Source organism: Microcystis sp. M53598_WE2, assembly GCF_030067735.1.
Lineage (GTDB): Bacteria > Cyanobacteriota > Cyanobacteriia > Cyanobacteriales > Microcystaceae > Microcystis > Microcystis aeruginosa.
In genome coordinates this window covers 1-6,724 of the sequence record NZ_JASJFE010000019.1, presented here as the reverse complement: position 1 = coordinate 6,724, position 6,724 = coordinate 1, and the positions used below count along the sequence as shown (strand labels likewise).

Below are 6,724 nucleotides of genomic sequence, written 5' to 3'. Positions count from 1 at the left end.
GGTTGGTTGGAGAAATCCTGCTTGCTAACGGAGACTCAATGAACGAAGAATCCCCGTCTAAAGAGACGGGGAGCGTCAAAAAACGGAAATGGTAAAACATCAGGGTTAAATTGTGGCGGTCAGGAAAAGATCGACTATACTGTTAGACTTAAACAGGTCATAACCCAATGACCATCTAGCTATAATCATGTCACCGCCACAAAGATCATTTTATGCTTTCTGAGCCGGAACCGAGCGACACCCTCACCACTCCCACCGTCAATATGGGCGATCAAAGTACCGATATCAAGCCAATTTTAGCCTTAAAAGAGTTAGTCGCTAGTTTATATCGCGAACAAAACAAAGTTCAAAATCTCTTAAGTTCCCTCGGTTTTGCCCTGCGGAGTTTCAATAATTTAAACCAATTCCTCGATCTTACCCCCTTGATGGCCGCACGAGTGGCAGACGCGGAGGGAGGGGCATTGATTTTGAGCAAAAATAACGGTCAAGTGGCGCTCGATCAACTCCATTGCCAAGATAATCAAATTAATGGGGAACTACGCCGACAATTAGAGGCAATTATCCGACAATTAAACCAAGAACCGGCACTTGAGAATAAAAATCATCGATCGCTTCTCGATAGTCTCGACCATAAAATCCGGCAAACTCTCGGACAGGGTACGCAGGTTTATAGTACGCCTGTTTTAGTAAAAAATAGTGAGCGGGGGCGTTTATACGTTTTCAGTCGCGATCCCGATTATGGTTGGACACCCACCCGTCGGAAACTGCTGCAGCTAGTGGCCGATCAAACGGCGGTGGCTATAGCTAATAATGAATTAACGCTCGAATTGCGTGCCAAGGAACGTCAGGATCGAGAGTTAGAAATCGCTGCCGAAATCCAAAATCGTCTTTTACCCCGGCAATGTCCGAAAATTCAGGGGGTAGAATTGGCAGCCCACTGCCAAACGGCTAATCGCGTTGGTGGCGACTATTATGATTTTATCCCCTGCAACTACGATCAATTTAAACCGGCAACGGAGGCGGAAAGGGAAGCCAGTGCCGCTCCTTGGAGTATAGTCATCGGTGATGTCATGGGAAAAGGTGTCCCGGCAGGATTATTGATGACCATGACCCGGGGAATGTTGCGAGCGGAAGTGTTAAATCGTCACTCCCCGGCCCAGATTTTGCGTCATCTCAATCGGGTTATGTATGCCGATCTCGATAATTCTCATCGTTTCGTGACATTATTTTATTCCGAGTATGATCCCCTGACGCGCCGTCTTGGCTACAGTAATGCTGCCCATTATCCCACCCTCTGGTGGCGGGCCAAAACGGGAGAGTTAGAGTCTCTCGACACGGAAGGGACATTAGTTGGTTTAGAGGCCGATTCTATCTATGACGATGCCCAAGTGCAATTAGAAGCGGGAGATACGCTGATCTATTATACCGATGGCTTTACCGATGCAGTTAACTCGAAAGGGGAAAGATTTGATCAGAAAAATTGGCTATCGGCAGTTAAAGAAGCCTGTCAACAGTACACCGATCCCGAACAGATTCTAGAATATTTATTTGGAAAAGTGGCCGCTTTTACCGGTTTAGGAAATGACAGTAGTGACGATATGACTTTAGTAGTTATGCGAGTGAAATCGGAGGAATAAATCATCAATTAGCTCAATTGTCCTCTTGCCAAGGAGCAAATAAAGGCAATAAAGCTAACCCGGGTAAAGCGGCAATTACTGTGATTAAAAAGAACCACTGCCAACCGATCGCCTCAGCTAAAACTCCGGCGGGAGCCACCAAAATATCGCGACTAAAGGCCATTAAACTTGATAAGAGGGCGTACTGAGTAGCGGTAAAACGAGCATTGCAAAGACTCATTAAAAAAGCCACAAAAGCGGCAGTGACTAAGCCACCGCAGAAGTTTTCAATATTAATAGCCAAGACCATAAAAGGATAATTTTGCCCTAAATTTGCTAAAGTAAAATAGGCTAAATTACTAATAGCTTGCAAGCCGCCAAAAATCCAGAGCGATCGATTAATTCCCCAACGACTTAACAGGGAACCACCTAATAAAACTCCCACCATAGTTGCTATCATGCCCATGCCCCCTTGTATCGCCCCGATATCGGTTTGACTGAAACCAGTTTTTAAGAGAAAAGGAGTCACCATATTATTAACTAAAGCATCCCCTAAACGATAGAGAACGATAAAGGCGAGAATACCGATTCCTTGACCTAATCGATAGCGTTGAAAAAACTCTTGGAAAGGCAACCAAACCGCCTCTAAAAGGGTTTGAGGAGTATCATCTCTAGGGGGAGTAGCTGGGGCGAAAAAAGACCAAATAATCGTTAAAGCCATCAATCCAGCTAGGAAAAGATAGACGAGAGGCCAGGGAAAGTGATCGGCTAAAATTAAAGCGAGCGAACCGGTTAAAATTAAAGCCAAACGATAACCTAAAACCCCGATCGCTACCCCAGCACCCATCTCCCATTTTTCTAAAATATCTGTGCGATAGGCATCGTAGGCAATATCTTGGCTGGCACTAAAAAAAGCGATCAGTAGAGCATTAATTGCCAATAATTCCAAAGATTGTTTTGGTTGTTGAAAGGCCATAAAACCAATCGCTAAAGTTAAACAAATTTGAGCGATTAAAATCCAACCGCGACGACGACCAAGAAAAGGAGGAACATAGCGATCGAGTAAGGGAGACCAAAGAAATTTGAGAGAGTAGGGGAGAGCGAATAAACTAAATAAACCGATCGATTCCAGAGGAACTTCTTCGGTGGTCATCCAAGCTTGCAGGGTGCGACTGGTGAGCAACAAGGGCAATCCAGAAGCGAAACCTAAGAATAACAAAGCCGCCATTTTTTGACTGCGGAACACTTGTAAATAGGCGGAAATTTCCTTGATCATAGAGGGGGTAGGAGGATAGATTAGATTAAAGAATATAGTTAATTGACCCAAAAAGAAAGAAATTAGTTCTGACCGGCATCGTCCCATCTTAACCATGGCCCGGCGATCAAAAAAAATTACCGAAAAATAGCGGTCTTTCCCCCAACTGGGGCTATAGGCAGTAGAATGGATGAGATTTTGATTCAGTAGTCTTGAAAAATTGCGGTCTTCTCCTTAAGATAGATGCTTGATTCTCCCAACTAAATCCCACCCCTATTTACCTTTCCCAGATAAGGACTGCCATCCCCACCTTCCCTGCCGACTCCTGTGATTAAAGTGGACTCCTGTTTTATCTCATACCTATTGTCTAATCCCTCCGACTCGGAAGCGACCGGTGACAATGCCGCCATTACCGTCGAGGTGCGTTTGGCCCAAAGCCAAGATCTCAAAAGCTTGGCGGAAATTCTCACCGATAGTTTTTTCCCCACGGCCAATTATTGGTCTTTTCTGCGTCCTATCTTTAAATTAGGCATTTACGAGGACTTACGGGGACGATTGCGCGCCGATACCCCTTACTATCACTGTCTGGTAGTCAGTCAAACCAGCGTCACCGTCACGGGTCCTCAGGAAATTATTGTTGCTACGGCGGAAATCGCCTTAAAATCCAGTTCTTTTTTAGCTGTTCCCATTCCTTATATCTCTAATTTAGCCGTTAGTCCCGATCGCCGGCGTGCCGGTCTGGCCCGGAGATTGCTGCTCAAGTGTGAACAGATCGCTAGAGAATGGGGTTTTGAGGAACTTTCCCTCCATGTTCTCGATAATAATCTAGCGGCCCAGTCACTGTACTCAAGTAGCGGTTATCGTCTGCAAAAAACCGACGGTTGGTTGATCAATTGGTTATTTAATCGACCACAAAAGTTATTTCTGCACAAAAAAATCAGCCAATGAGGAGATAGGAGACTCCCAGACTCCGAGACAGGTTTTAGGTGTTGGGGGTTGGGGTTTTGGGGTTTTGGGGTTTTGGGGTTTTAGTTCAATTTCCCCACTTCCCCACTTCCCACTTCCCACTTCCCACTTCCCCATTCCCCACTCCCACGAAACAAACCCTAGATATTTCGACAAAATTGCCATGCAGAAGAACTATAAGGAAAAATTCTGCTATATTATCTGCTAACTCTCTAAAAAACCCGATTAGTTTAATGATCTTTTCCGGGTATCTGAGAAAACAAATAGTTCATCCCTTTAAAATATGGTTTTAGGGAGATAATTAGTGACTGTGTGAGGCAATTTGTGGTTAATAAGACGAAATCAAGGCTTAAAAGCGGAAAATCAAGCAAATTAGCAGCTAAACCTGTTAAAAAGCGGCGATTGTCGGGTAAATGGTTCCTGACAGCCCTAGGCTTAACTGGCTGCGCCCTAGTTTCCGCTACGGCGGGGGCTATGTTGGCTGTGTCTCTCTCCTCCACACCTTTGCGACAAGCTGCTCTTAGTCCCCAAGAAGCCGCCGCTTTTAACAATCAGCAGGCGATATCCTATCAAAATCTGCAACTTCCCGCCCTCAACCGCCCCGTTAATATTCTGGTAGTTGGCGCGAAAGTGTTGACATCCGATGTCAAGGAAGCACAAACCCCAGATCTGGGTTATCATGCCCCGGTTAATTCCTTGGATGGTTTAACCGATACCATGCTGTTACTGCGTTTTGACCCCCAAAGACAGAAGTTAACCATGCTTTCCATCCCCCGGGATACCCGCACCGATATCGAGGGTTACGGGGAGAAAAAAATCAATGAAGCTAACGCCCTCGGTGGACCTGCTTTAACGGCGGAAACGGTTAGTCATCTTTTGGACGGAGTGGCTATCGATCGCTATATTCGCATTAATGTGCAGGGTGTGGAAAAATTAATTGATGCTTTGGGGGGGGTGACGGTATATGTTCCCAAAGACATGAAGTATAAAGATTTTAGTCAACACCTCTACATTGACCTGAAAAAAGGGGAACAACACCTCAACGGCGAGAAATTCCTCCAGTTTGCCCGTTTTCGTTACGATGCTAACGGCGATATCGGTCGTATCCAACGACAACAGCAATTAATGCGGTCTTTAGTAGAACAAACCCTAAAACCAGCAACTTTATTGAAAATTCCCGATATTATCGAGGTTATCCGCAATCATATCGATACTAATCTCAGTTTAGAGGAGTTACTCGCCCTAGCTGGCTTTGCCTCCAAAACTCAGCGCGCTGATGTGCAAATGCTACTGCTACCAGGAGACTTTAATGGTGATGGTCGGCAAGGGATCAGTTATTGGTTGCCCAATCAAAGTAAAATTCAAGAGCTAGTGGCTCAACATTTTAACCACGGCTCTTTTATGGCTGACATTGAGGAAACCACGCAACCGACTCGCATAGCTGTGGAAGATAGCATCGATAATCCAGAAGCGGTGCAAGCTCTAGTCAGATATCTACGCTCGTTTGGTTATGAAAATGTTTTTGTCTCTAAGTCTTCATCGCCAATTCTAGAAACTACCAAAATTATTGCTCAAAAAGGGGATAATTCCCTGGCTGCTGCCCTGCATAATAGCCTTGGTGTCGGGGAAGTTTTGGTGGAAAGTACGGGGAATCTCGCTTCTGATGTGACGATTAAAATCGGTCAAGATTGGCAAGAAAAATCAGCTAATCTTTCTGAGCCATCCCTAGGCAACTAAGAAAAAAATCAAGTTTATCCTGGTTATTTATTAGCCAAAGTTTGACAAAAATTTTGGTGTTTTTCACTAGCTATTCCTTGCTGTAACACTGCCAAAACTTCGGCTAAATTACCCGATAATAAAGCATTTTTATTCAGCCATAATCCAGGAAATACTTGAGAACAAAAGATGTTATTTTGATTTGATTCTAGGGGCAAATATTCCCCATCAGTTAAACCAAACCAATCTAATTGAACGTCATAAACTCGCCAGATAATATACTCTTGCACTCCCTGGCGACGATAAACTTTGAGTTTTTCGTGTAAATCGTAGGAAGCAGTAGAAGCGGCAATTTCCACGATTAATTCCGGCGCGCCTTCTACATAATCATCTTCACTAATGCTTGATTGTCCACCGGTTTCTATTCTTAATAAAGCATCTGGTTGTGGTTGATTATCCCCATCCAGTCGCACAGTAGTATTATCCAGTGTTTCTACTCCCGGTGTCGCCACTTCGTAGGCAGTTAACCAACCGATAATATTAGCGTGGGGTTTACCGTGGTTTTTGGCTCTCACCGCGGCTGCCATATAAACAACTCCTGCGATTAATTCAGCTTTTTTTAGCTGTGTCATTGCTTGATAACGGCGCTCGAATTCAGGACGAGTTAATCTATCGCCATTTTTGAGAGGGGGAATAATATGGGGGGAAACTGTGTTAGTCGATAGCATAATTTTTGGCTCATCAAGAAACTACTATCAAGGCTTAAGTTTTCTTACCAGACTCAGTTAATTTATCGATTAGGTTAAGCTGTGCATCGAGAGCATCGAAGATATCCTATACTTATTTTACAGCGTTTCTGATCATTTACCTGCAACCTTGCGCCATGTTTGCCTTAGTTTCACTAGATAAAATCGAGCTACCGGCGGGGTCCTTAGTGAGATTACCTGCCACTTGGCTAGATTATCAAACTTTGTCTCGGCAAAGGGGCGACAATTCTCAGCCTAAAATCAAATATCACAATGGAGAAGTCTTGCTTATGTCTCCACTTCCTAAGCATGGACGTGATGCCCATTTAATTGCTAATATTATCATCACCTTATTGGATTATCTGGGGCGTGAGTACGAGGCTTTTACTCCCGTAACCATGGAATTACCAGAAACAAGTGGTATT

At 44.3% G+C, this 6,724-nt stretch carries 6 protein-coding genes; 4 read left to right on the top strand and 2 right to left on the bottom strand.

What is annotated here, in order from left to right; genetic code table 11:
- The first annotated feature begins 212 nt into the window (after positions 1-212).
- Positions 213-1,637 carry a PP2C family protein-serine/threonine phosphatase gene (locus PX636_RS00460; protein WP_288115876.1) on the top strand — a complete coding sequence of 475 codons (1,425 nt, stop codon included), beginning with the start codon at positions 213-215 and terminating at the stop codon, positions 1,635-1,637.
- A 13-nt stretch (positions 1,638-1,650) separates the two neighbouring features.
- On the opposite strand, the gene PX636_RS00455 is transcribed toward PX636_RS00460, so the two are convergent.
- Positions 1,651-2,892, bottom strand: a complete 1,242-nt coding sequence (locus PX636_RS00455) for an AmpG family muropeptide MFS transporter (RefSeq protein WP_502882832.1) — start codon at positions 2,890-2,892, stop codon at positions 1,651-1,653.
- Positions 2,893-3,198: 306 nt separating this feature from the next.
- Between PX636_RS00455 and PX636_RS00450 the strand changes: the two genes are divergently transcribed.
- The gene (locus tag PX636_RS00450) at positions 3,199-3,819 is read left to right on the top strand and encodes a GNAT family N-acetyltransferase (RefSeq protein ID WP_041803632.1); all 621 of its coding nucleotides are present in this window, start codon (positions 3,199-3,201) and stop codon (positions 3,817-3,819) included.
- A 342-nt stretch (positions 3,820-4,161) separates the two neighbouring features.
- Positions 4,162-5,574, top strand: a complete 1,413-nt coding sequence (locus PX636_RS00445; RefSeq protein WP_002797667.1) for an LCP family protein — start codon at positions 4,162-4,164, stop codon at positions 5,572-5,574.
- 23 nt (positions 5,575-5,597) lie between these two features.
- Here PX636_RS00445 and PX636_RS00440 read toward each other — a convergent pair whose 3' ends face one another.
- Positions 5,598-6,281, bottom strand: coding sequence for a Uma2 family endonuclease (locus PX636_RS00440; protein WP_002797665.1), 684 nt, complete (start codon positions 6,279-6,281; stop codon positions 5,598-5,600).
- 155 nt (positions 6,282-6,436) lie between these two features.
- On the opposite strand from PX636_RS00440, the gene PX636_RS00435 reads away from it, so the two are divergent.
- On the top strand, positions 6,437-6,724 hold a 288-nt coding region (locus PX636_RS00435), incomplete at its 3' end, for a PDDEXK family nuclease (RefSeq protein WP_288115873.1).

What these genes read in the sequence shown, in the direction of transcription:
- PX636_RS00455 (WP_502882832.1), bottom strand. Translation starts at nt 2,892, where the DNA reads ATGATCAAGGAAATTTCCGCCTATTTACAAGTGTTCCGCAGTCAAAAA.
- PX636_RS00460 (WP_288115876.1), top strand. Translation starts at nt 213, where the DNA reads ATGCTTTCTGAGCCGGAACCGAGCGACACCCTCACCACTCCCACCGTC.
- PX636_RS00440 (WP_002797665.1), bottom strand. Translation starts at nt 6,281, where the DNA reads ATGCTATCGACTAACACAGTTTCCCCCCATATTATTCCCCCTCTCAAA.